This window comes from Collinsella sp. AK_207A (assembly GCF_902501965.1).
In the GTDB taxonomy this organism is placed as follows: domain Bacteria; phylum Actinomycetota; class Coriobacteriia; order Coriobacteriales; family Coriobacteriaceae; genus Collinsella.
This window is the reverse complement of the sequence record NZ_CABWID010000010.1, coordinates 46,978-70,426: the sequence shown is the minus strand read 5'-3', so window position 1 is coordinate 70,426 and position 23,449 is coordinate 46,978. Positions and strand designations below refer to the sequence as shown.

The following is a 23,449-nucleotide window of genomic DNA, read 5'->3' as shown; positions in this document are numbered from 1 at the left end:
ACATGGCGAAGAATGCGATGGCTGATTCCGTTGCCGGTTCCACCAGGGCGGCCGCCGCGCTCAACACCCGCGCGGTCATGCTCGCGTCCCTGCCGTTCATGGGCATGATCAGCTTCTGGCAGGTGTTCGACGGCTTGGTGCCCAAGATTCTCACCAACACGTTCGGCATGGACAACGCCATGACCGGCGCCGTCATGGCCGTGGACAACGTGTTCGGACTGTTCCTGCTGCCGCTCTTTGGCATCTTGTCCGACCGCTGCGGCTCCAAGCTAGGGCGCCGCACGCCGTTCATCCTTGCGGGCTCGGCCATCGCCATGGTGTCCGTACCGCTCATTGCCGTTGCCGATGGCATGGGTAGCCTGCCGCTGCTCATCGCGGCCATTCTCGTGACGCTGCTCGCCATCTGCATGTACCGCACCATGACGGTGGCCATCGTGGCGGATATCACGCCGCGCCCGCTGCGTACCAAGGCCGATTCGCTCGAGAAGATCGTGGGATACGCGGGCACGGGCGTCATGCTCGTTGCCATCGCTCTTTTGGTGGCGAAGGAGGGAAAGCCTAACTACCTGCCCATCTTCGCGCTTCAGGCCGTAGTTATAGCTGCGAGCGCGCTGGTCTATGCGCGATTCGTGCGGGAGCCCGAGCTCGTGGGACAAATGCACGCCAAGAGCCTTGAGATGGGCATCAAGGAAGACGAGATCGACGTGGACGACTCGCCCGAGGCCGGTGGCAAGAACCGCATCACCGACAAATCTCTGCTCGTGTCTATCGCCTTGCTGCTAGGTGCCACGTTCTTCTACTACATGAGCTACAACGCCATGACGACCAATATCTCCCGTTACGCCGATACGTTCTACGGCCTCGCCGGTGGCTCGTACGCCGTCATCAACATCGTGACCATCGTGGGCGCGTTGGCGAGCTACGTGCCCGTGGCCAACCTGTCGCTCAAGATCGGCCGCAAGAAGGTGGCACTCGCAAGCGCGGCCATCATGGTGGTGTGCCCGGCCGTGTTGTGGCTGGTGCCCGGCTTTACGCCGGCGTTCTACGCGGTGTTCCTGCTCATGGGCGTGGCGTTGGGCGGTGTGGACCTGTGCGTGTTCACCATGCTGGTGGAGAACTGCAACTCCAATTCCGTGGGCCGCTACTCGGGCTACTACTACACGTCGTCTATGGTGGCGCAGGTGGTGACCCCCATCCTCTCCGGTGTGGTTATGGACGTGGCGCCCAGCATGCTCTTTGGCTATATCACGCTCATGGGCGTCGCCATGGCCGCGTGTCTGGCCTTCACGCGCCACGGTGACGCGATTCTCATCGATGAGGTGGCCCGTCGCGAGCGGGAATACGCTGCAAGCACGGGTGCGAAGTAGGGCATGCGGCCCTGCGACGTGGCGAGGCGGCTGAACGTCTCGAGCGGAGGCCTCGTCGCCAACCGGGCGAAGGGGGCGGGTGACGACGGACTCGGGTCCCTCAGCCGGGGGGAGCTCGAGGCGAAGTGCCGCGAGGAGCTAATCGAGATCAGGGTCATGCGGAGCTGATGCGCGACCCAAAAGCAGGAGGCCCGGAGAGGCTCTCGAAGAAGCGGCAGACCGCGTTAGGCGAGAGGCCGAGGAAGGACTCCGGGTACTCTCCGGGCGAGGCCCCGAGCCTCTTCGGGATGTGTAAGAGTACCTACGGATACGACGCGAGGTCGGCTCAGTTTGGTTCGTAGCGCCCAACTAAGCCAACCCGCGTTCCCTACGCGTTGAACACGTAGCGATCCAGACGCTCGAAAGCCTCCTGCACGCGGGAAAACGGCAGCGCCAGGTTCATCCGCAGATGACACCGCCCAAGGAACATCCGCCCATCCTGCACGGCCACGCCCACATTCCAAGCCGCATGTTCCACGTCCTCGATAGTCTTGCCATGTGCCTGGCACCAGCCACTGCAGTCCACGAACAGCATGTACGTCCCCTGCGGCAGGCAGGACGTCACACCCTCGAAGTGCTCCGCCATATACGCCCGCGCGAAGTCCACGTTGCCGGCAATCACCTGGTTGAGCTCGTCCACCCACTCGTAGCCCTCCGGCTCGTACGCGCCCAGCAGCGCGTGCATGGAAAGCACGTTCATCTCGTTGTATTGGCACTTGGACGCCACCGACTGCACGCGATCGCGCAGGTGGTCGTTGTAGATAATATGGTACGCGCCCACCAGACCCGCCAGATTGAAGGTCTTGCTCGGCGCGTAAAGAGCGACCGTGCGATTTCGCGCGTCCTCGCTCACGCTCTGCGTTGGCACGTGCTTGAAGCCGGGACGAATGAGGTCGCTCCAGATCTCGTCAGAGATGACCACGCAGTCGTAGCGACGGAACAGCTCCATGGCGCGCTCGATCTCCCAGCGCTCCCAGACGCGACCGCTGGGGTTGTGCGGTGAGCAGAAGATGGCCGCGTGGATATGCTGTTCGGACAGCTTACACTCCATGTCGGCGAAGTCCATGCGCCACACGCCGTCCTCGATCTTGAGCGGCGAATGCACCAGCCGGAACCCCGCGTTGGTCACGCTGTTGGTAAACCCGATGTAGGTGGGGCTGTGCACCAACACCTTGTCGCCCGGTGCGCAGAAACTCTGCAGCGTGGAGACCAGCCCGCCGAGCACGCCGTTCTCGTAGCCGATATGCTGCGGCTCCAAATCCGTAACGCCGTTGTGGCGTCGCTGCCACTCGATGATCTTGGCGAAGTACTCCTCGCGCGGCTTGAAGTACCCGAACGCCGGATGCTCCACGCGCTGGATTAGCGCCTGCTGGACGGTGGGGACGCAGGGGAAGTTCATGTCAGCAACCCACATGGGGATGAGGTCGAACCCGGGCTTTGGGGCCTCGGGGGCGAGGCCTGTCCGCTTGCCCACGCTCTCCACGGCCTCGGCATCGAAACCGACACGCTCCAGCTTGGAGGTGAAATCGTACTTCATAACCTGGCTTTCCCCCTGCGTTCGACAGCTTGTCGGCATGGAGCGGATGGGGTGCCCGCATGCTAACAGGCTTCAATCGTACACAAGATGGGCAGCGATACCCGCGATCGATGGTTCCCGGCAGTCGGTGGGCTTGGAACGCACACATGTTGGCATCCAGCCTGCCCGGTTTGGTATGGGTTTTGGAGTCCGGTGGGGAAACCTAGTTGGTTTGAGGAACGCATCAAGGAGTCCCTCGGCTGGTTGAGTCCGAGCGATTGGAGAAGGAGTCTCTGACTTGCTGCCTGAGGCGCGGAAAAGTGTCCGCACCCCCCGATCCGGCATTTGTCGACGAGTGGAAAACCTGTCCCTTACTGTACGGGTTTTGGCCACCGGCTGAATAACTAGGCCGATACTTTACGGGTTTTCTGGGGTGTATCGGAGTAGAGAGCAGGTTGGCGCTTCTGTTACCTGCGGTTTTCTTGCCGCGTGAGTACACCTATCGTCGCCGTCCCCCTAAAAACCCGTACAGTATCGACTTGGTTTTGCTGCGGACAACAAAAATCCGTACAGTATCGTCCCGGTTTGTAATAACCTCAGACCCTTTCAACGAAATCAGGGGCTTCCCCGTTCCGGGGAAGCCCCTGGTCAGTTCGGGCTGAATTGCAGGCCGTCAGGCAAAATGCCCTACGCGTTACTCCACGCCGACGATGACGTCCGTGGCCTTGATAATGGCGACGGCGGGCTCGCCGGCCTTCAGGCCCAGGTTCTCGATGGCCTCGTTGGTGATGGAGCCCATGATGTGGCTTCCGTCGGCCAGTGCCAGGCGCACGTGACCGTTCACGGCACCCTCCTTCACGCTCTCGATGGTGCCGACGAGCTGGTTGCGGGCGGAGATGTTCGCGATGCGCTCGCTGCCGGCGGCGAACATCACGTTCGTGGCCTTGATGATGGCGTAGGACTCCATGCCCTCCTCGAGGCCCAGGCTCTCGATGGCCTCCATGGTGATGTCAGCCTTGATGGTCGCATCGCCGAGGTCGATGGAGACGACGCCGTTCACGGCACCGTCCTGGACGTGGCACTCTCGCTCGCGCCAACCGCGCGCAAGGCATCCGAGGCCGTGGGGAGCCTGACCAAGACCTGCGCGTTTCGCACCGAGGTTGCGGCCATCACGGGCTACGACGTCACCCAGATGGGCCGCGTGCTGCTCGAGCGCTGAGTATCAATCGTAAAGCGCGAAGGGCGGAGGCCGAAACTGCCGGCGTATACTGGATAGTCCGACGGCGGAACACGGTGCAGCGAGGGGAGGAGGGCCATGCCCGGCGCGATAGATGCAGCGCTCGAGACGCTCAAGCGCTATTGGGGCTACGAGACCTTCCGCCCGGGGCAAGATCGCATGGTCCAGGCTATCCTCTCCGGTCGCGACGCCCTGGGCGTCATGCCCACGGGTGCCGGCAAGTCCATCTGCTACCAGGTGCCCGCGCTCGCGTTGCCGGGCCTTACCCTCGTCATCAGCCCGCTCGTCTCGCTCATGGGCGACCAGGTCCGCGCGCTTAAGGCGGCGGGCGCCCGTCCCAGCTACCTCAACTCCAGCCTCACGCCGGCCCAGCAGAACACGGTGCTCAAGCGCGCGTCCGAAGGCTGGTACCAGATCATGTACGTGGCTCCGGAGCGTTTGGAAGACCCGCGCTTTCTGGCGTTCGCCCAGGCGACGGCCGCACCGGGCGGTCTGGGCATCCCGCTCATCGCCGTGGACGAGGCACATTGCGTGAGCCAGTGGGGCCAGGACTTTCGTCCCTCGTACCTGCAGATCTCTCAGTTCATAGACGCGCTGCCCACGCGGCCGGTGCTCGCCGCCTTTACTGCCACCGCCACGGAGCGTGTGCGCGCGGATATCGTCGCTATGCTGGGGCTTCGCGATCCCGAGACCACGATAACGGGCTTCGACCGCGCGAACCTCTACTTTGGCGTGGAAGAGATGGGCGAGAAGGCCAAGGTGCGCTGGATCTTGGATTACGTGCGCGAGCATGCCGAGGAAAGCGGCATCATCTACTGCGCCACCCGCAAGGCGGTGGACCAGCTCAGCCAGGAGCTCTCCTTCGAGCTCATGCCGCAGGGGATTTCCGTGGGGCGCTACCACGCCGGTATGGGCGACGCCGACCGTCGCGAGAGCCAGGAAGCGTTCATCGACGACCGCGTTCCCATCATGGTGGCCACGAACGCCTTCGGCATGGGCATCGACAAGCCCAACGTGCGCTACGTCATCCATAACAACGTGCCCGAGAGCATCGAGGCGTACTACCAGGAAGCGGGCCGCGCGGGGCGCGACGGGGACCCGGCGAGCTGTATCCTGCTGTGGAACGGCAGCGACTTCAGGCTTCGGTGCTACTTCATCGACCGCGACCCGGAGGAGGGCGTGTTCGATTCGGAGCAGCGCGACGCTTCGCGGCAGAACCGCTACCGGCTGCTCGCCCAGATGGAGGGCTATTGCCAGACTACGGGCTGCCTGCGCGAGTACATCCTCCGCTATTTCGGCGAGACGGAGCCCCGGCGAGGCGGCGCCGATTCCGCGGGGGAGCGTCCGCACGGGTGCGGTAACTGCAGTAATTGCCTCACGGACTTCGAGGTGGAGGATGTGACGGCCGAGGCACTCGCGGTGCTGCGGTTCGTCCGAGCGGTGCGGGGGCGCTTCGGCAAGGCAGCGCTCGCCGAAGCGCTGCACGGTGCCAACAACGAGCGCGTGCGACAGTACCGGTTAGACCAGCTCGAGGGCTACGGTGCGCTCAAGGACGTGCCGACCGGCAAGATCAGGGACGTGATCGATCAGCTCGTGGGCAGCGGCTACCTTGAGCAGGCGCAGGGGAAGTTCGCCACCATCGGCTTTGGCCCGCGTATGCGGGAGGCGATGGACCAGGCCGCCGCGGCGCGCTGCGACGCCGTTGCGGCGGGCGCGGGGGACAGCTCGTCCGCGGAGAACGCCCCGCGCATCCCCTTCACCTTCGCCATCAAGAAGCGCGCCGCCAAGAGCGCCGCCGGCCGCACGCGCCGGGTGGCCAAGGCGGTCGATCTGCTGCGCGAGGAGGCCGTGGCCGCAGGTACCGGTCCCGGCGCGGGTGTCTCGCACGAGGACGACGCCGAGCTCTACGATCGCCTGCGCGCGCTCCGCACGCGCATCGCGAGCGAACGACAATGGGCGCCTTACATGGTGCTCCCCGACAAGACGCTCCGTGCGTTCTGCCGCCTGCGCCCGCGCGATCGCGAGTCGCTGCTCGCCGTTCCGGGCATCGGCGAGAAGAAGGCCGACGACTTTGGCGACCTGTTCCTGCAAGAGATCGCGGACTTCGAGGCGCGCGGGGCGGGGCAGTAGCGCCGGCTCGCCCGCGCTGCGGAGCTCGCGAAACCCCTTCGTTTCTCAACCCGTCTCGACCGGCTACAATGTGCCCAGATGAACGAACCGAGGAGGCTGTCATGCCCATCCGCATACCAGACGCCCTGCCCGCCACCGCGGAGCTTGAGAGCGAGAATATCTTCGTCATGACCGAGTTTCGCGCGCTGCACCAGGACATTCGTCCGCTGCGCGTGCTCATCTTGAACCTCATGCCCACCAAGATCGCCACGGAGACGCAGATCATGCGCAAGCTCTCCAACACCCCGCTGCAGGTGGAGGTCGAGCTGCTGCGCACCCGTACGCACGAGGCCACACACGTCTCCAAGAACCATCTGGAGACGTTCTATCGCACCTTCGACGACGTGCGCGACGAACACTACGACGGCCTCATCATCACCGGGGCACCCGTGGAGCAGATGCCCTTTGAGGAGGTGGACTACTGGCCCGAGCTTTGCGACATCATGGCCTGGTCCACCACGCACGTGCATTCCACCCTGCACATCTGCTGGGGTGCGCAGGCGGGACTCTACTACCACTACGGCATCCAGAAGCACGATCTGCCCGCAAAGGCGTCGGGTGTGTTCGAGCACGTGCTGGTCAAGCCCTCGAGCCCGCTTGTCCGCGGTCTGGACGATCGCTTCTTCGCCGTTCACTCGCGCAACACCGAGGTTCGCCGCTCAGACGTTGAGGCCGTGCCCGAGCTGGAGGTTATTGCCGAGAGCCCGCAGGTGGGCCTCTACATCGTCAAGTCCACGGACAGTCGCCGCTTCTTCGTGTTCGGGCATCCCGAGTACGATCGCGACACGCTCAAGCTGGAGTACGAGCGCGACGTGGCCGCGGGCCTGAACCCCCAGGTTCCGGAGAACTACTTCCCCGACGACGACCCCACCCGCCCGCCGCTCAACCGTTGGCGCAGCCAGGCGCAGCTGCTCTACACCAATTGGCTGAACTACTACGTGTATCAGACCACGCCCTACGACATCGAGCGCGCCGGGCGGGACTAGCGGCGACCGCGTGAGTCCTCAAAGCGGAAAACGGACGCCTGCCCCCCGATGAGACATTGCCGGGGGGCAGGCGTCCGTTGCATGTGCCGAGCCGAGCTTCCAGCTCGGTGCCTACGCGTGCTTGCGACCCGTCCACACCGCCATGACGGCGCAGAACACCATGGCGTAGGCCCAGAACTTGTGCTGTTTCATCCCGCCTCCCCTCGGATGTGTCGCACCTGTTGCATTGGGCGAACGTATCCGTTTGCCATCGCAAACTATGCATACAATATGATAGACAGAAGTAACCATAGCCTATCTTGGGCTTCAGAGCGTATGTTAAACAACGTTCAATAGCAAGCGAGCAGAAAGGTCGCTCTCATGATTAGCCTCAACAAGACCCACTCCCTCCTCGTCGGCGCCGGCTTCCTGCTGGGCACCCTGGGCGTCAAGGCCCTCAAGTCCGATGCCGCCCACAACCTGGCCGTGCAGGGCGTTGCCGCCGGCATGCGCGTGAAGGCCGGCTACCAGGACATCGTCGAGCAGGCCAAGGCCAGCGTTGACGACATCGTTGCCGAGGCCGACTACCTCAACAACAGCGATGACGCTTGCGCGTGCTCCTGCGGCTGCGCCGACAAGGCCGAGGACGCCAAGGCCGAGTAACCGTCTCGCCGAACCGCCCGTTTTCGCAGCCGCGTCCGGACCCGTGCCGGCGCGGCTGCTGCCATGAAGGAGCTCATTCCATGAAATACGCCATCGAGCATGAGGTGCCGGGGCGCATCCGCGTAAAGCTTGCCGGCCGTGTGCCGGAATCCGATCTGGACGCGCTCAACCGCGTCCTCATGGATTGTCCGGTCGTCACCAAGGTGTCGATCTATCCGCGCGTGGGTTCGCTCGCCGTGCGCTACCAGGCATCCGCCTCGGACGCCGCGCTACCCGTGGTCGCCGATGCCGCCATGGCGCCGGCCGATGCCGCGGCTGTGGTCGACCCCTTTGCCGCCGAACCCGGCCGCGCCCAGGTGCTCGCCGCCCTGGACGGGGTGAACGCAGAGTCCGTCGAGCTCGCGCGCCGCGCCTGCGCCGGCTCCGCCATGGCGCCGCGCACGCACAGCCTGCTGTTGGACATCGCCACGCTGGTGGGCGGCCACTTCGCCCGCCGCTGGTTCCTGCCCGCTCCGCTCTCGACCATCTACACTGTGTGGGCGTATCGCCACTTCCTCTTCGAGGGTCTGAAGTCGCTGCTCTCCGGGCGTCTGGACGTGCCGGTGCTCGACGCCTCGGCCATCGCCATCTCCTTTGTGAAGGGTGACTTTAGGACCGCCGGCAGCACCATGCTGCTGCTGAACCTCGGCGGCCTGCTCGAGGACTACACCCGCGCCCAGTCCCAGAACGAGCTCATCTACTCGCTGCTCGACGTGCCCGACTACGCGCAGCTCATTCCCTGCGGCGACGCCCAGGTGCGCGGCGCCGAGGAGGTGCGCGTCTCCGCCCACGAGCTCAAGGCGGGCGACCTCATTGTGGTTCGCACGGGCATGCCCATTCCCGTGGACGGCCAGGTGGAGTACGGCACCGCGATGGTGAACCAGTCCGCGCTCACGGGCGAGCCGCTCGCCATCGAGCGCACCGTGGGCGACGACATCTTTGCCGGCACCGCGGTGGAGGACGGCGAGGCGTACGTGCGCGTGAAGGCCGCTGCCGAGGACACCAAGCTGCGCGGCATCGTCAACCTGGTGGAGCAGTCCGAGAGCCTGAAGGCTGAGAGCCTTGCCCGCCGCGAGAACCTGGCCGACAAGATCGTCCCCTGGAACTTCCTGCTCGCGGGCATCGTGGCGCTCACCACGCGCGACATCGTGCGCACGAGCGCCGCCCTCATGGTGGATTACTCCTGCGCGCTCAAGCTGACGGGTGCCATCTCGGTGCTCACGGCCATGAGCCAGAGCGCCAGGGAAGGCTTCACCGTCAAGGGCTCCAAGCACTTCGAGACCTTTGCCCAGGCGGATACCATCGTCTTCGATAAGACCGGTACGCTGACGGCCGCCGCGCCGCGTGTGTGCGAGGTCATGGGCTTCGACGGCTGGAACCGCACGCAGGTGCTGCGCTTCTCCGCTTGCCTGGAGGAGCACTTCCCGCACCCCGTGGCGCGCGCCGTGGTGAACGCCGCCGCCGAGGCGGGCCTCAAGCACCGCGAGCGTCACGCCGAGGTGGAGTACATCGTGGCGCACGGCATCGCGAGCTCGCTGGACGGCAAGCGCGTGGTCATCGGCTCCGAGCACTTCGTGGTCGAGGACGAGCACGTGCAGATTCCCGAGCAGGACGCCAAGAAGATCGCCGAGAAGATGGACGGCCTCTCCACCCTCTACCTGGCGGTGGACGGTGAGCTGCGCGGTGCCATCGGCGTCGAGGACCCGCTCAAGCCGGGTGTGGCCGAGGCACTCGCCGAGCTGCGCCAGCTGGGCTTCAAGCATCTGGTCATGCTGACGGGCGACAACGAGCACGCCGCGGCGCGCGTTGCCGCCGCCGCCGGTATCACCGAGTACCGCGCGAACCTGCTGCCGGAGGACAAGCACGGCATCGTGGAGGAGCTGCGCGCGGCGGGCGACACCGTGGTCATGGTGGGCGACGGCGTGAACGACTCCCCGGCGCTCTCAGCTGCCAACGTGGGCGTTGCCATGGGTTCCGGCACCGCGATCGCCAAGGAGGTGGCGGACATCACCCTCACGGAGGGCGACCTCACCTCGCTCGTGGCGCTTCGTCGGCTCTCCCAGGGCCTGCAGGAGCGTATGGCCACCTCGTTTAGGCAGGTCATCGGCATCAACTCCGCGCTGCTGGCCGGCGGTATCACGGGGATCATCACCCCGCAGCTCTCCGCGCTGGTGCACAACGGAAGCACGGTGCTGCTGAGCATGCGGAACTCCCGCGCGTACGAGTAACCTGCGCGCACTGAGGGACTCAATCGCTGAAACGGCTGCGGCATCTCGTCGCAGCCGTTTTTTTGTGTCTTGCGGATGTCGGGCGAAGCCGGCGGCCTGCGGATGCTACGCCGTTTCGAAGTTCGTCATATCCTGCCAGCGGGAACTTTCGGCGGTGGAGCCGTCCTGCTTGATGAAGTACGCAGCGGTGTCGTCGTAGCCGTCGGCAATCTGGACTCCGTGCTCGCTGCCGGCAACAAAGAGCGTGGTAGAGAGCGCGTCTGCCTGGGTTGAGCTGGCGCAGACGATGGTGTCGCTCACCACGTCGGTCTGTACCGGCATGCCTGTGCGCGGGTCGAGGATGTGCCAGTACGTAACGCCGTCTTGCGTGAACGTCCGCTCGTAGAGCCCGCTGGTCACCACCGATCCGCCATGCACGTGCGCGGTGCCCACGGTCTTGCTGCCACCGGGGTCGTTGGGATTGCGAATGCCGGTGTTCCACGTGCCGCCGCCCGGTTTCTCGCCAAAGTAGATGATGTTGCCGCCGAGCGAGATGACGGCGGCCTGGGCGTCGGTCTCATTCTGCAACAGGTTGTAGAGCCGATCGGCGATGTAGCCTTTCGCGATGGCACCGAGGTCCAACTTGGCCTCGGGATCCGCGAGCGTCACCGTGTTGGCACCCTCGTCCACGGACACGGTTCGCCAGCCCACGTGGGGGAGCGCGGCCGCGATCTCCTCGTCGGTGGGTCGCGTGCCGTCATCGAAGTTCCAGAGCGTGGAGACCGCGCCGATGGTGATGTCGAAGAGGCCGTCCGAGGCCGAGCAGAACGTGAGGGCCTGCTTGACGATGTCCACCGTGGCGGAGTCCACCGTGGTGGGCGCGCCGCCGGCGGCGTTGATGCGCGCGATGTCCGAGTCGTCCTTATAGAGGTCGAAGAGTGCGTCGTAGCGCGAGCAGGCTGCGGCGAGCTTGGCCGGCGCCTTCTCGTCCCCGTAGACCTTGAAGGTGCAGTAGGTGTCGAAGGCGAAGGTGGACGAGCTGTAAGCCTGGGAGCCGTCTTGTGGTGACGCGCCCTGCGAGCCGGCGCCCCGCGCGGTACTGCAGCCGCCCAGGGCTATCGCGGCAAGGACCGCGCCGAGCCCCGCGAGCACGCTTCGGCGGTTCACGGCAAGGGACGGATTGCGGGGCGAGAGCAGCGGGCTAGGCATCGATTGTCTCCTGGGGAACGGCGGCGAGCACGGCGCGGACCAGCACGCCGATGGCGGCTCCGCAGATGCAGCCGGCAACGGCGAGGACGGGCAGATTGGCGAGTGCGAGCTGCGGCGAGAGCAACGCGGCGACCATGAGGAGCTGGCCGGCGTTGTGGCTGATGCCGCCGAGCACGGAGCTCGCCCACACCGAGAAAGCCCCGCTTCGCACCGCAAGCGCCATGATGCCCCATGAGAGCGCACCTCCCGCCAGGCTGAAAACGAGTACCTGGGGATTTCCGAAGAGGATGGTGGAGCAGGCGACCTTGGCGAGCATGAGCAGCAGGGCGGGCTTGGCGCCCAGGCGCTCGAGGGCAAAGAGCACCACGGCGTTGCCGAGTCCGAGCTTGATGCCGGGCACGCTTACGGGCAGGGGAACGAGCATCTCCAGATAGCCCGCCACAAGGGCGAGCGCGGTGAGGGCTCCATAGAGCGCGGCGCGCCGTCCCGGCGAGGCGGGGGCACTCTTTGCGGTAGCGCTATGACGCTGGTCGTTTCTCATGCGCGATAGTATAACCCGCGTTTCTCGGCTGTGGTGTTTCGATTGACCTCGAGCCCCGGTGCTGCTCCTGAACAAACTTTAGTAAGATAAAGTGCCGGCGCTGAGGGCGCCGCGCAACGTAGGCAATTTCGGCAGAGGGAGACGCGTTCAGATGACGGCCACACCATGGGGTTTCCGGGACATCCTGCCCGCTGAGGCGCAGGCGCGCGAGGACATCGCGCTTTCGGTTCGGGGTTGCCTCAAGCATCATGGCTACCTCCCGGTGGAAACCCCGCTTTTGGAGGAGAAGGACTCGCTTGAGCAAGGCGGGCGCATCACGGACTCTCCGTTCAAGCTCTTCGACGTTGATGGTGGCCTGCTGGTCGTTCGTCCGGACAACACGCTGCCCATCGTCCGCCTGGTGTCCACGCGACTGCACGCGGGCGATCTGCCGCTGCGCCTGCGCTACGAGGCGCCGGTGGTGCGCGAGCAGCCGCGCTTTGCCGCGCGGTCCCGCCAGTTCACCCAGCTGGGCTTCGAGTTGATCGGCGCGGGCGGTGCCGCGGGAGACGTCGAGGTGGTCTCCCTGGTGCTCGAGGTCATGGATGCGCTCGGGTTTGCGGACGGGCGCGTGGTCTGCGGAAGCGTGCGCCCTTTCCAAGCCCTGCTTGCGGTCTGCGGAGACGAATCCCTGGCGGCGGACGCGCTCGCCTTCGTGCATGGGAACGACCTCGTGGGCCTCGATGATCGCGTGGCCGCAAGCGCGGTCTCGCCCGCTCAGGCCCGTGCGATCTGCGAGCTGCCCCGCCTGCACGGGGGCGTTGAGGTGCTCGACCGCGTGGATGGCTTGCTTGCCGCCGCGGGCGTTGCGGGTGCCACGACGACGGGGCTGCGTGAGCTGGCGGCCCAGGTGGCGGCGGCTTCCGAGCGCCCGGCCGAGGAGCGCCTGTCGTTCGATTTCTCGCTCATGAACTCCTTTGACTACTACACCGGTTTGGTGCTCAAGGCGTATGCGGGCGGGCTCTCGGACCCGGTGGGTTCGGGTGGCCGCTACGACGCGGTGTTCAACGGCAAGCTGGCAGATGAGACGGGCGGCGCGGCGTCGGCGCCGGCGGCGGGCTTCGCCTTCTCGCTGGAGCGCCTGACGGCCGCCCACGATGCGGCCCATTCGGCTGATGGCGACAACGCGGTGGGTCGCGACACTTGGGACAGGGCTGCGGCCCCCTTGCGGATCGCCGTGCCCAAGGGCTCGCTCAAGGAGGGCTCGCTGCGCGTTCTGGCGGCGGCGGGCTTGGATGTTTCCGGCCTGGTCGACGCGGGGCGCCACCTCATCGTCCGCGCGTCGGAGCAGGACGAGGCCCCCGTTGCCTCGTGCCGCATCGGCGATGTGGAGTTCATCATCGTGCGCGCCCAGGATGCCCCGGCGTTCGTGGCCTGCGGCGGTGCCGACTGCGGTATCTGCGGGCGCGATTCGTTGATCGAGGCGGGGCTCGACTTGCTCCAGCTCGTGGACCTGCGGTTTGGCGAATGCCGTTTCATCGAGGCGGAGCCGGCGGACCGGGCGGGCGAGGCTGAGCGGGCCTATGCGCGCCGCGGGAGCCTGCGCGTGGCGACCAAGTATCCGCGCATCGCGAGCGCCTGGTACGCCAGCCGCGGCGTCAATGTGGACCTGGTGGCGCTCCACGGCAACATCGAACTCGGCCCCATTGTGGGCATGACCGACCGCATCGTGGACATCACGGCCACGGGCACCACGCTGCGCGAGAACAACCTCGTGATCACTGGCGAGATCATGACCTGCACGGCGCGGTTCTTCGTGAATCCGGGGCGCGCCCGCCTGGACCCGCGCGTCCGCGAGCTGGCCGAGCGCCTGGCGCGCATCTCCCATTGATCGCGCGCCGAACCGCGTATCGCGCCGTTTTGTAACTCTCAAGTTCCCCGAAGGAGCATTGCTATGAGGACCATCATCCTGAATGCCGGCGAGCGCCTGACCCCCGAGCTGCTGAGGCGTGAGGGTGCGCTGCCGAAGAAGATCGAAGAGGCCGCCGCGGATATCATCGCCGCGGTGCGCGCGGAGGGCGACGAGGCGGTTCGTCGCTTTGCCCACGATTTCGACCACGTCGACCTTGAAGAGTTCCGCCTACCTGCCGAGGTCTTCGACGCCGCGCTCGACAACGTGGACGATACCTTCCGCGCTGCCCTGGAGCGCGCGGCGCGTCAGATTCGCGAATTCCACGAGCGCGAGGTGCAGCAGAGCTGGTTCACCACCCGCGCGGACGGCACGATGCTCGGCGTGAAGGTGACGCCCGTGGCCGCCGCCGGCATCTATGTGCCGGGCGGGCGCGCGCAGTACCCGAGTACGGTGCTCATGAACGCCATTCCTGCCAAGGTGGCGGGTGTGGAGCGCGTGGTGATGGTGACGCCGCCGCAGGCCGACCAGATCGACGGTCCCACGCGCGGCATTTCGCCCTACACGCTCGCGGCCGCCAAGCTCGCCGGCGTGGACGAGGTCTACCTGGTGGGCGGCGCCCAGGCCGTGGCCGCGCTCTCCTACGGTACGGAGCAGATTCCGCGTGTTGAGAAGATCACCGGTCCGGGCAACGCGTACGTGGCCGCGGCCAAGCGCCTGGTCTCGGGCGATGTGGGCATCGACATGGTGGCCGGTCCCTCCGAGGTGTGCGTGCTGGCAGATGCTACGGCCAAGCCGATGGTCGTGGCGGCCGACCTTATGGCGCAGGCCGAGCACGACCCGCTCGCCGCGTGCTATCTGGTAACCTGCGACGCCGCGTTTGCTGAGGAGGTGCAGCGCGGTATCGAGGTGCTCGTGGCGCAGTCGCCGCGCGCCGACATCACCCGCGCCTCGCTCACCGACCACGGCGTCGTGGTGGTGGCGGCCGATCTGGCCGACGCCGTGGAGGCTGTAAACGCCATCGCGCCGGAGCACCTGGAGTTGCACTGCGCGGACGCACTGGGCCTGCTGGGGGGCATCCGCAACGCGGGCGCCATCTTCGTGGGCGCCTGGAGCTCCGAGCCGCTGGGCGATTACGTGGCCGGCCCCAACCACACCCTTCCCACGGGCGGCACGGCCAAGTTCTCCAACCCGCTTTCCGTGGATGACTTCGTCAAGAAGTCGAGTGTCATCTGCTATACGCCCCAGGGCCTGCTCTCCGACGCACCCGCAACGCAGCGCCTGGCCGAGGCAGAGGGCCTGTGGTCGCACGCACTCTCGGCGGGCCTGCGCCGCCGCGTGCTCGAGCAGGGCGAGGACTCCGTGAGCTACGATGCCCTGGCCGCGGCGGACCTGACGGCCGTTGCCTGGCCGGGCGATGCGGCGACGACCGTTGCTGCCGGCGTGACGGGCGACGACGCTGTCGAGGCTGCCGACGCGGAGCGCGCTTCTCGCGTAGCGACCGTGGCGAAGGTTGCCGCGGCAACCGCGGCGAGCGTTGCGGTGGCGGCCGCGGGCGTGGCCGCCGGTACCGTTGCTGCCGCCGTCAAGGCGAAGCGGGGGTAGGGGCATGGCAGAGCTTTCCGAGCGCATGCGCCGGCTGGTGCAGCCGCATCTGTCGACGATCGAGCCCTACGATCCCAACTTCACGCCCACGCGCATCAACCTCTCGGCGAACGAGAACACGTATCCCATGCCGTCTGCGGCGCGGGATGCGATCGACCGGGCGCTGGCGGCAACGCCGCTCAACCGGTATCCGGATCCCATGTCCAACGAGCTGCGCGACGAGCTGGGTGCGTGGCACGGCGTGGAGCGCTCTCGCATCTGCGTGGGCAACGGCGGCGACGAACTGCTCTTCAATTTCATCTACGCGTTCGGCGGTCCGGGGCGCACGCTGCTGGATTGTCCGCCGAGTTTCTCCGAGTACGCTTTCTTCGCGAGCCTTGCCCAGACGGAGGTGCGGCAGGTCTGGCGTGATCCGGAGACGTTCGAGCTGGACCAGCAGGCGGTGCTCGATGCCGCACCCGACTGCGATATCGTCATCGTCACCTCGCCCAACAACCCCACGGGCAACCTGGTACCGTTCGAGTTCGTGGGGCGGCTGTGCGCGGCCTGTCCCGGTCTGGTGATGGTGGACGAGGCGTACATGGAGTTCGCGGACGCGGGGGCGAGCGCTCGCTCCCTGCTGGATGCGCACGACAACCTGATCATTCTGCACACGCTGTCCAAGGCGTTCGGCGAGGCGGGTATCCGGCTGGGATACGTGCTCGCGGCGCCGGATATCATCGACGTCTTTGGCGCCGTGCGGCAGATCTACTCGGTGAACGTGCTCACGCAGGCGGCGGCGCTTGCCGCCGTGCGCGACCGGGCGCTGTTCCTGCCGGTGATTGACCGGGTGCGCGCCGAGCGCGAGCGCATGTTCTCCGCGCTTGCCGAGATAGCGGGCGGCGCCCTGACGGTGTGGCCGAGTCAGGCGAACTTCCTGCTCGTGCGCATGTCGGGAGCGAGCGAGGTGCGCCAGCGCCTGCGCGACGAGTTCTCGATTCTGGTGCGCGACTTCTCGCACGCGCCGGGGCTCCAGGACTGCCTGCGCATTACCATCGGAACACCCGAGGAGAACGACGCGGTGCTCGCCGCCCTGCGCGCGCTTCTTGCTTCGTAATAGAGACGGAAGCCGCTGCCCGAAAAACGAGGCCGCCTCATCTGCCCATGTGGAAAGGGAATTGACATGGATCATCGCGTTGCCACCGTCAGCCGTAAAACCGGTGAGACGGATATCACGATCACACTCGACCTCGATGGGTCGGGGCGCTGCGACATCGCCACGGGCGTGCCGTTTTTCGACCACATGCTGAACGCCTTTGGGCGTCACGGCCTCTTCGACCTCACCGTGCATGCCATCGGCGACGTGGAGGTTGACGCGCACCATACCGTGGAGGATACGGGCATCGTGCTTGGCCAGGCGTTTGCCGAGGCCCTGGGTAACAAGGCCGGTATCGCGCGCTTTGGCAGCGAGTTCGTTCCCATGGACGAGACGCTCGTGCAGGCGTCGGTGGATATCTCCGGCCGCGGCCAGGCCTATTGCCAGCTGCCCGTGCCCACCGAGCGCGTCGGCACCTTCGACACGGAGCTCGCGGTGGAGTTCTTCTACGCCTTTGCCCGCGATGCGCGGCTGACCCTGCACGTGCGCGAGCTGGCGGGCGAGAACAGCCACCACATCATCGAAGCCGCGTTCAAGGCGTGCGGGCGCGCCATGCGCCGCGCCTGCGAGTTCGACCCGCGCGTGGTGGGCATCCCGTCTACCAAGGGTAGCCTGTAGGAGAACCCGTAACCGCGAGACCGCCGATGCCCGTCATGCCCGGAGACGTGCTTTTGGCGTCGAAGGGGTTGACGCGCCTTTGCGCGCGGTCTACCATGCCTCGCGACAGATACGAGCAGCGGGCCCTGCAGCCCGCTTGCGGGCCTGGCGGCCCTGACCATAGAGGAGGCGAGCGCCATGAACGACGGTTCCAGTCGACCTTCCCAAGGGGATGTGCGCTCGTCCCGTGCGTGCTCGCTGGCGTAAGTCCGCACCGCTGCACTCCTCGCGCTCGCGCACTCGCGTGAACGCCGCATCCTCAAACCCTTTTGAATCGAACTGATGCCATGGCGGCCCTAGCAGGGCTGCCGGCATCCGACTGGCCCGGGTGCGTGCGCGCCGGCGGGTCGGAAAGGGGGCGAGCGATGATTCGTGTCGCAACGCTTTCTCTCATTCGTGTCCAGGCGGTTTCGCGCTTCGAGGCCCTTACGTCGCGCCCTGTTCGCGGGGACGCCCAGCGCTCCTTCACGGCGCGCTCCCTGGCGGCCGATGCGCTCGTGCTCGGACTGGGCACGCTGACGGTCCTGATCCTCATGCGTGCGGTCGCGGGCGCGGTGGCGCCGATCGCGCCAGCGGGCGTGCCCGCGCGCATCTCGCTCGACCCCGCGCTATTGCCGCTCTACGCCGCACGTTCGGTGCTGCGCATGCTCGTCGCGCTGGCGTGCTCCTTTGTGTTCGCGCTGGCCTACGGCCTGGCATGCGCGCGCAGCCGCCGGCTCTGCAGCATCTTGCTCCCGCTCCTCGACGTGCTGCAGTCCGTGCCGGTGCTGGGCTTCCTTTCCGCCACGGTGACCGTGTGGCTCGCGCTGTTCCCCGGCAGCATGCTGGGCGTCGAGGCGGCGAGCATCTTCGCCATCTTCACGAGCCAGGCGTGGAACATGGCGCTCTCGTTCTACCAGTCGCTCGCGGGCGAGCCGGCGGAGCTGGATGAGATGGCGCGCAGCTTCCGCCTGACGCGCTGGCAGCGGTTCTGGACGCTGGACGTGCCCTTTGGCCTGCAGCAGCTCATCTGGAACGCGATGATGAGCATGGGCGGCGCCTGGTTCTTCCTCTCCGCTTCCGAGTTCATCTCGGTCAACGGGCGCACGATGGCGCTGCCGGGCATCGGCTCCTTCGCCGCGCTCGCCGCCGAGGCCGGCCGCATGGATCTGGTGGGGCTCTCCGCGCTCGCGATGTGCGCCGTGATCCTCGCGCTCGACATCCTGCTGTGGCGGCCGCTGACGGCATGGTCTGAGAGGCTGCAGGGTAGCTCGGACGGGCGTCGCAGCCTGGTTCTCGAGGTGCTGCGCTCCTCGAGCGTCGCCGGCGCGATGCGGCGTGCGATGCGTGTGCTCGCCGAGCTGCTGAACCGCGTGATGGGCAGGCTGCTCGGTCGTACCGGCATCTGCCCGTGGTGGGAGCTGCGGGTTCGTGCTCTGGCGGGGCGCGTCGCGGTGCCTCGTGTGGTGCGGGCGATTCGCGGGCGGACGGGTCTCGACCGCGCTCTCGGCATCCTGGCCGCCATCGCGCTGGGCTCGGCGTGCGTGATGCTTGCTTCTCACGCGGGATTCGGCTATCGGGAGCTCGGTGACGTGCTCGGTCTCGGCGCGGTCACGTTCGCTCGCGTGGCTGTTGTTACGGCGCTGTGCTCGCTGATCTGGGTGCCCGTGGGCGTGAAGATCGGCATGAATGCGCGCCTCATGCGCGTGGCACAGCCCCTCGTGCAGCTGGTGGCGAGCTTTCCGGTGAGCCTGCTGTTCCCGTGGCTGGTGCTTGCGATGGCTCGCGCCGGAATCGGCCTCGGCATGGGCTCCCTGCTGCTCATGGCCCTTGGTTCGCAGTGGTACATCCTCTTCAACGTGATCGCGGCCGCGTCCGCGGTGCCGGCGGAGCTGCGCGAGCTTGCGGACATCATGCGCATGTCCGCGGGCCAGCGCTGGCGGCAGGTGTACCTGCCGGCCGTTGCGGGCGCGTGGGTATCCGGCGCGCTCGCAACGGCGGGCGGTGCCTGGAACGCTTCGGTGGTGGCCGAGGTCGTCGGCACCGGGGCGAACGCCGTGAGTACGCTCGGGCTGGGGTCCTACATCGCTGCCGCGACGACGACGGGCGACGCCGTGCATGCCGCCGCGGGCATCGCGGTCATGTGCGCGCTTGTGGTCCTGACCAACGTGCTGGTATGGAAGCCGCTTCAGAACCTGGCAGCCCGCCGCTTCGCGCTGAACTAGTGGCAAGCGCCCGTGTCGAGGGCGAGTTCATCTCCTTGTATTCGCACGATTTCCCGAGGAGGGGATATCCATGAAGATGCTGAAGAAGTCCGTAGCCGAGACCGCCACGCTGCTGAGCGCGCACAACGTTGAGGTGACGTATGGCGATGGCCGTGGCGGCAAGAAGACCATCCTGCACGACGTCTCGCTCGACGTGCGCGATGGCGAGGTCGTGGCGCTGGTGGGTGCGTCGGGGGCGGGAAAGTCGACGCTCCTGCGCGTGCTCGCCGGCCTGGTGGAGCCCTCGGCGGGGAGTGTGCTCTATCGGGGGCGTCAGCTCACAGGCGCCAATCCGGGCGCGGGCTTCGTCTTCCAGTCGGCGGCGCTGCTGCCGTGGCTCACGGTGCAGAAGAACGTCGAGGTGGGCCTCGAGGCGCGCGGTATCGGGGCGCAGGCGCGCGCCGAGTTCGCCCGCGAGGCGATCGCCTCCATGGGACTCGCGGGATACGAGGATTCGTATCCGCGGGACCTTTCGGGCGGTCAGCGCCAACGCGTCGGCATCGCGCGGGCGCTCGTGCTGCACCCGGACATGCTCTTCATGGACGAGCCGTTCTCCGCGCTCGACGCACCGACGGCCGAGCGGCTGCGTCGCGAGGTCGCAGGCCTGCTGGGGAGCGAGGACAGGATCGTGCGCTCCGTCGTCATCGTCACGCACGGTATCGAGGAAGCCGTCGAGATGGCCGATCGCGTCATCGTGATGGGGGCGAATCCGGGTCACATCTTCCACGAGCTCCCCATCGACCTGCCGCGCCCGCGCGATGCGCGCGACCCCGCGTTCCAGGAGACGGCGGATGCGCTGCGCGCGCTGCTGGGGGAGGCGTAGTAACGCGGGCGGCGACGTGGCGGCACGCGGTTCTGTTGCGCGCCGCACCGCGTGACATCTCGTCTCTCAGATGGGTAAGAACCACCTTGCTTTGTGAGCAACCAAGGAAGGGAACCCCTATGAACGTTCTCATGATCAACGGTAGCCGTCGCGCCAAGGGCTGCACGTACACGGCGCTCACCATCGTGGCCGAGGAGCTGGAGGCCGAGGGCATCGGCACGCAGATCGTCCACGTCACCGACGCGGATGCGGTCGATCAGGCGCTCGCCGCGCTCGATACCGCCGATGGCCTGGTGCTGGGAACGCCCGTCTACTGGGCGAGCCCCACGGGCGAGATCGAAACCTTCATGGACAAGCTCTGGGGCCGCGCCAAGCGCCCGCAGCTCGCCGGAAAGCCTTGTGCCGTCCTGGCGTCTGCGCGTCGTGGCGGCACCACGGTGTCGCTCGACGCGCTGGCCAAGTATCCGGAGTACGCCGAGATGCCGCTTGTGAGCTCGTGCTACTGGAACATGGTGCACGGTAACAAGCCCGAGGAGGTCTGGCAGGACGAGGAGGGTGTCGGCATCATGCGACAGCTGGGGCGCAACATGGCATGGCTCCTCAAGTGCATCGAGGCGGGCAAGCAAGCCGGTCTGTCCGTGCCCGAGCTGGCTGAATTCAACCGGACGAACTTCATCCGCTAACCGCTCCACGCGCAGCGTGCTGTCTGAAGCCGGGGATGGTGCATGCCCCTCCCAGCGCTCCGTTGCCGTTGACCCACGATATTTCGGACAGGTTGAATGCGTGCCGTCTGTTTCTGGTCTTCGCTGCGCTGCAGTAGAATACACTCTGCTCTACTAAAGTGACGAGGAGGTGCGGCGTGACGGCGCGCAAGATTATCGTGGTGGACTACCACAAGGGCAACCTGTCCTCCGTGGCGCGCGGGCTCGTGCGCGCGGGCGCCACGGCGGAGATATCGGACGATCCCGCGGAGATCCGCAATGCCGCGGGCGTGGTGCTACCCGGCGTGGGCGCGTTCTACGATGCCATCGCGTTCATGCACGAGAGCGGGCAGGATGCAGCGGTGCTCCATGCGATCGCGCATGGGGCTCCGTTTCTGGGAATCTGCCTCGGGCTCCAGCTGCTCTTCGAGCGCGGCGACGAAGGCGTGCCGGCGAGTGGCGTGGACCTTTGCGGTACGCCCAGCGCGCGCGGTACCGGTCTCGCTCCGGGCGATGTGTTCGAGGCCGAGGGCGTGCGCTGGGTGCGCGGACTGGGTGTGCTCTCCGGCAGCTGCACGCGGCTCGACGGGAGTCGCCTGAAGGTGCCGCACGTGGGTTGGGACCAGGTGCATCTCACCGATGCCGGCAAGGCATCGCCCCTGTTCACAGGCTTCCCCGAGGGCGCCAACATGTACTTCACGCACTCCTATGCCGCCTGCGATGCCGACCCGAGCGACCTGCTCGCCGTCACGCACTACACGCGGAGCTTTCCCGCCGTGGTGGGGCGTGAGCGCGTGTTCGGTTGCCAATTCCATCCCGAGAAGTCGTCCGCCCGCGGCCTGGACGTGCTGCGGAACTTCGTCCAGATCGTTGAGGAGGCCGGCGCATGATCGTCTTTCCCGCGATCGACCTCATCGCCGGCAAGGTGGTGCGCCTGGAGCGCGGCGATCGCCAACGCATGAAGGTGTACTCCGAGAATCCGGTGGCCGTTGCCGAGGACTTTGCCGCGCAGGGCGTCTCGTGGATCCACGTGGTCGACCTCTCTGCTGCCTTTGGCGAGGACGAGGATGCCCGCGCGGCCAACAGCGCAGCCATCAGGAACATCTGCCGGGTATCGGGGCTTTCCGTGGACGTGGGCGGCGGTGTCCGCTCGCTCAAGCGCATCGACGAGCTGGCCGGGTATGGCGCCAGGCGCATCGCGCTCGGCACCGTGCTCGTTACGGAACCGGGCTTTGCCGAGGTGGCTGCCCACGGCTTCGGCCAGCTGCTGGTGGCCGACGTGGCGGCGCGCGACGGCCAGGTCAAGGTGAACGGCTGGCGCGACGGCGTGGGCCGCTCGGTGAACAGCGTGGTGGGCGAGCTTGCCGAGCTGGGCTTTAAGCACCTGGTCTTCACCGATATCAACCGCGACGGCATGCAGACGGGTATCGATGTGGATGCGTACCGCCGCGTGGCGCAGGTGGCGGGCTTTCCCGTGGTGGCGAGTGGCGGCATCACGGGCCTGGAGGACATTCGCGCTCTTGCTGCCGCGGGGGACGACGTGATCGAGGGCTGCATCACGGGCCGCGCCCTCTACGAGGGCAACTTCACTCTGAAAGACGCCCTGTCCGCAGCCAAAAGCAACCGAGAGGAGCAACGACATGCTGACCAAGCGCGTCATCCCCTGTCTGGACGTTAAGAACGGCCGCGTGGTGAAGGGTGTCAACTTCGTCTCCCTGCGCGACGCCGGCGATCCGGTGGAACTCGCGGCGGCTTACGATCGCGAGGGCGCCGACGAGGTCGTTTTCCTGGACATCACGGCCACGAGCGATAACCGTGCCACGACGGTGCAGCTCGCCTCCCGCGCGGCGGGCGAGCTTTCCATTCCCTATACGGTGGGCGGCGGTTTCCGCGACCTTGCCGGTATGCGCCAGATGGTCGCGGCGGGTGCGGACAAGGTCTCGCTCAACTCTGCGGCGGTGAAGAATCCCGAGCTCATCACCCAAGCGGCGGCCGCCTTTGGAAGCCAGGCTGTCATCTGCGCCATCGACGCCAAGCGCGTGGGCGAGCCGGGGCGCCCCGGTGCGGATAAATGGGAGGTCTACGTGGCGGGCGGGCGCACGCCCACGGGCCTGGACGCCGTGTCGTGGGCCGAGGAGGCGGCGCGCCGCGGCGCGGGCGAGATCCTGCTCACCAGCATGGATCGCGACGGTACCAAGGAGGGCTTCGACCTGGCGCTCACCCGTGCAGTGGCACGCGCGGTCCCCATTCCCGTTATCGCAAGCGGCGGCGTGGGCACGCTCGAACATTTTGCCGAGGGGATCCTCGAGGGCGAGGCTGACGCGGTGCTCGCGGCGAGCGTCTTCCACTTCGGCACCTTCAGCATTCGGCAGGTCAAGGAGTACATGGCCTCCCAGGGCATCCCGGTACGCCTCGACTTCTGAGGCTGCGCGGCTCTCAGGCACT

At 66.7% G+C, this 23,449-nt stretch carries 19 protein-coding genes and 2 pseudogenes; 16 read left to right on the top strand and 5 right to left on the bottom strand.

Annotation, left to right across the window (positions count from 1 at the left end; translation table 11 throughout):
• Positions 1-2: 2 nt before the first annotated feature.
• The gene (locus GDJ97_RS01935; protein WP_226808721.1) at positions 3-1,367 is read left to right on the top strand and encodes an MFS transporter; all 1,365 of its coding nucleotides are present in this window, start codon (positions 3-5) and stop codon (positions 1,365-1,367) included.
• A 367-nt stretch (positions 1,368-1,734) separates the two neighbouring features.
• Here GDJ97_RS01935 and GDJ97_RS01930 read toward each other — a convergent pair whose 3' ends face one another.
• The 3 genes and pseudogenes from GDJ97_RS01930 to GDJ97_RS09795 form a co-directional block, all read right to left on the bottom strand.
• Entirely contained in the window at positions 1,735-2,943 is a 1,209-nt protein-coding gene (locus tag GDJ97_RS01930) for a MalY/PatB family protein (protein ID WP_152069539.1), read from the bottom strand.
• Between the two features lie 673 nt (positions 2,944-3,616).
• Positions 3,617-3,889, bottom strand: coding sequence for a molybdopterin-binding protein (locus GDJ97_RS09640; protein WP_373422656.1), 273 nt, complete (start codon positions 3,887-3,889; stop codon positions 3,617-3,619).
• Positions 3,863-3,985 (bottom strand): annotated as a pseudogene (locus GDJ97_RS09795) (TOBE domain-containing protein); the annotation flags it as partial. The pseudogene GDJ97_RS09795 and the gene GDJ97_RS09640, both read right to left, overlap by 27 nt.
• Positions 3,986-3,997: 12 nt before the next feature.
• Between GDJ97_RS09795 and GDJ97_RS09315 the strand changes: the two are divergent.
• The 5 genes from GDJ97_RS09315 to GDJ97_RS01905 all read left to right on the top strand — a co-directional run bounded on the left by GDJ97_RS09315 (position 3,998) and on the right by GDJ97_RS01905 (position 10,223).
• Complete coding sequence (locus GDJ97_RS09315; protein WP_193221263.1) at positions 3,998-4,141, top strand: hypothetical protein; 144 nt, start codon at positions 3,998-4,000, stop codon at positions 4,139-4,141.
• Between the two features lie 96 nt (positions 4,142-4,237).
• Entirely contained in the window at positions 4,238-6,289 is a 2,052-nt protein-coding gene (locus tag GDJ97_RS01920) for a RecQ family ATP-dependent DNA helicase (protein ID WP_152069538.1), read from the top strand.
• A gap of 101 nt (positions 6,290-6,390) precedes the next feature.
• Positions 6,391-7,314, top strand: a complete 924-nt coding sequence (gene metA, locus GDJ97_RS01915; protein WP_152069537.1) for a homoserine O-succinyltransferase — start codon at positions 6,391-6,393, stop codon at positions 7,312-7,314.
• Between the two features lie 360 nt (positions 7,315-7,674).
• Complete coding sequence (locus GDJ97_RS01910; RefSeq protein ID WP_152069536.1) at positions 7,675-7,956, top strand: DUF6110 family protein; 282 nt, start codon at positions 7,675-7,677, stop codon at positions 7,954-7,956.
• 80 nt (positions 7,957-8,036) lie between these two features.
• Entirely contained in the window at positions 8,037-10,223 is a 2,187-nt protein-coding gene (locus tag GDJ97_RS01905; protein ID WP_152069535.1) for a heavy metal translocating P-type ATPase, read from the top strand.
• Positions 10,224-10,328: 105 nt separating this feature from the next.
• Here GDJ97_RS01905 and GDJ97_RS01900 read toward each other — a convergent pair whose 3' ends face one another.
• Together GDJ97_RS01900 and GDJ97_RS01895 are read right to left on the bottom strand one after the other, a co-directional pair.
• The gene (locus GDJ97_RS01900) at positions 10,329-11,411 is read right to left on the bottom strand and encodes an FAD:protein FMN transferase (RefSeq protein WP_152069534.1); all 1,083 of its coding nucleotides are present in this window, start codon (positions 11,409-11,411) and stop codon (positions 10,329-10,331) included.
• The gene (locus tag GDJ97_RS01895) at positions 11,404-11,952 is read right to left on the bottom strand and encodes a Gx transporter family protein (protein WP_152069533.1); all 549 of its coding nucleotides are present in this window, start codon (positions 11,950-11,952) and stop codon (positions 11,404-11,406) included. Before GDJ97_RS01895 ends, GDJ97_RS01900 begins: the two co-directional genes overlap by 8 nt.
• Before the next feature lie 151 nt (positions 11,953-12,103).
• On the opposite strand from GDJ97_RS01895, the gene hisG reads away from it, so the two are divergent.
• The 10 genes and pseudogenes from hisG to hisF all read left to right on the top strand — a co-directional run bounded on the left by hisG (position 12,104) and on the right by hisF (position 23,427).
• Positions 12,104-13,822, top strand: a complete 1,719-nt coding sequence (gene hisG / locus GDJ97_RS01890) for an ATP phosphoribosyltransferase (RefSeq protein ID WP_152069532.1) — start codon at positions 12,104-12,106, stop codon at positions 13,820-13,822.
• A 63-nt stretch (positions 13,823-13,885) separates the two neighbouring features.
• Positions 13,886-15,445 carry a histidinol dehydrogenase gene (gene hisD / locus GDJ97_RS01885; RefSeq protein ID WP_152069531.1) on the top strand — a complete coding sequence of 520 codons (1,560 nt, stop codon included), beginning with the start codon at positions 13,886-13,888 and terminating at the stop codon, positions 15,443-15,445.
• A gap of 4 nt (positions 15,446-15,449) precedes the next feature.
• Complete coding sequence (hisC, locus tag GDJ97_RS01880; RefSeq protein WP_152069530.1) at positions 15,450-16,541, top strand: histidinol-phosphate transaminase; 1,092 nt, start codon at positions 15,450-15,452, stop codon at positions 16,539-16,541.
• Positions 16,542-16,607: 66 nt separating this feature from the next.
• The gene (gene hisB / locus GDJ97_RS01875) at positions 16,608-17,198 is read left to right on the top strand and encodes an imidazoleglycerol-phosphate dehydratase HisB (protein ID WP_152069529.1); all 591 of its coding nucleotides are present in this window, start codon (positions 16,608-16,610) and stop codon (positions 17,196-17,198) included.
• A 404-nt stretch (positions 17,199-17,602) separates the two neighbouring features.
• The gene (locus GDJ97_RS01870; protein WP_152069528.1) at positions 17,603-19,441 is read left to right on the top strand and encodes an ABC transporter permease subunit; all 1,839 of its coding nucleotides are present in this window, start codon (positions 17,603-17,605) and stop codon (positions 19,439-19,441) included.
• 196 nt (positions 19,442-19,637) lie between these two features.
• Positions 19,638-20,303, top strand: a pseudogene (locus GDJ97_RS01865) (ABC transporter ATP-binding protein); the annotation flags it as partial.
• A 119-nt stretch (positions 20,304-20,422) separates the two neighbouring features.
• Positions 20,423-20,986 carry a flavodoxin family protein gene (locus GDJ97_RS01860; RefSeq protein WP_152069526.1) on the top strand — a complete coding sequence of 188 codons (564 nt, stop codon included), beginning with the start codon at positions 20,423-20,425 and terminating at the stop codon, positions 20,984-20,986.
• Positions 20,987-21,162: 176 nt separating this feature from the next.
• The gene (locus GDJ97_RS01855) at positions 21,163-21,894 is read left to right on the top strand and encodes an imidazole glycerol phosphate synthase subunit HisH (RefSeq protein WP_152069525.1); all 732 of its coding nucleotides are present in this window, start codon (positions 21,163-21,165) and stop codon (positions 21,892-21,894) included.
• A complete protein-coding gene (locus tag GDJ97_RS01850) occupies positions 21,891-22,682 on the top strand; it encodes a HisA/HisF-related TIM barrel protein (RefSeq protein ID WP_152069524.1) in 792 nt (263 codons plus the stop codon). Before GDJ97_RS01855 ends, GDJ97_RS01850 begins: the two co-directional genes overlap by 4 nt.
• The gene (gene hisF / locus GDJ97_RS01845; RefSeq protein WP_152069523.1) at positions 22,645-23,427 is read left to right on the top strand and encodes an imidazole glycerol phosphate synthase subunit HisF; all 783 of its coding nucleotides are present in this window, start codon (positions 22,645-22,647) and stop codon (positions 23,425-23,427) included. The genes GDJ97_RS01850 and hisF overlap by 38 nt, the downstream gene beginning before the upstream one ends.
• The last annotated feature ends 22 nt before the right edge of the window (positions 23,428-23,449 follow it).